Raw genomic sequence first — 1,067 nt, 5'->3', positions numbered from 1 at the left:
CGCTTGTCTTGGTGGAAATGGATCTCTGATTGGAGCAAGTGCAAATTTAATCGTAGCTGGTATGTCAGGCAAAGAAGGCTATCCCATTTCTTTTTTACAGGACGGATTGTAATATGAAGTGCGACACCTACGCTTAGGCAAAAAAATGGCCCATGATTGATTCGTGTAAAATGAAGTTACCACACCACATTTACACAGGAGAATCAATCATGAGTTATTCCCATCTTAGCATAACAGAGCGTAGTCAGCTAGCTTTGCTACACCGTCTTGGTTGGTCTACTAGGGCTATCGCCACTGAACTCAATCGCCATCATTCTACCATTGCCCGTGAGTTGAATCGGGGAGCTGGAACAAGCGGATATCAAGCTGAGACTGCTCATGAGGCTTACGAGACGCGTCGAGAGCGCTCTGTTTCCAATGGCAAATGGACACACGAACGGGAACGATACATTTCCGAGAAGATGGAAAAAACCTGGTCTCCTGAGCAGATCGCCGGGCGCATGAGTCAGGACTGCCCCGAGCAGAAGGTTTCGTTTAAAACGATCTACCGCTGGCTCTATCAAGGCCTTCTCGTGAAAGGAAATACCGCTGTCTTGCGCCAAAAAGGGAAACGCAGAGGCCCTCGTGAAACTCGCGGTCGATTTAACGTAGGCAAGTCCATTCACCAGCGACCAAAAGAGGTGAGAAAACGTGACAGTTTTGGTCATTGGGAACTCGATACCGTTGTTTCCAGCCGAGGAAAAAGTAAAGCATGTGTAGCTACCTTTGCTGAGCGTAAGACCCGCCTCTATCTTGCCATCAAGATGCCTGATCGTACCTCCACTTCTTTGGAGAAGGCATTCGGGGTGATCGCTGACTCTTTTCCTACGGGTACGTTTCAGACAGCCACTGTTGATCGAGGAAAAGAATTTGCCTGTTATGAACGCTTGGAATCAGCACATGACCTAGACATCTACTTTGCCGATCCGTACTCTTCATGGCAGCGCGGCACCAACGAGAATGCCAACGGACTTCTCCGTGAATTCTTCCCCAAAGGAAAAGACTTCGCAGAGGTCTCTGAGGAAGAG

1 protein-coding gene is annotated in these 1,067 nt (G+C 48.5%); it reads left to right on the top strand.

What is annotated here, in order from left to right; genetic code table 11:
• Positions 1-209: 209 nt before the first annotated feature.
• The coding region (locus EDM55_RS29815) for an IS30 family transposase (RefSeq protein WP_122962127.1) at positions 210-1,067 on the top strand (858 nt) is incomplete at its 3' end.

Origin of the sequence: Brevibacillus centrosporus (genome assembly GCF_003710815.1) — a bacterium.
In the GTDB taxonomy this organism is placed as follows: Bacteria; Bacillota; Bacilli; order Brevibacillales; family Brevibacillaceae; genus Brevibacillus; species Brevibacillus centrosporus.
Note: the sequence above shows the minus strand (reverse complement) of the source record. Positions and strands in the feature narration are given on the sequence as shown.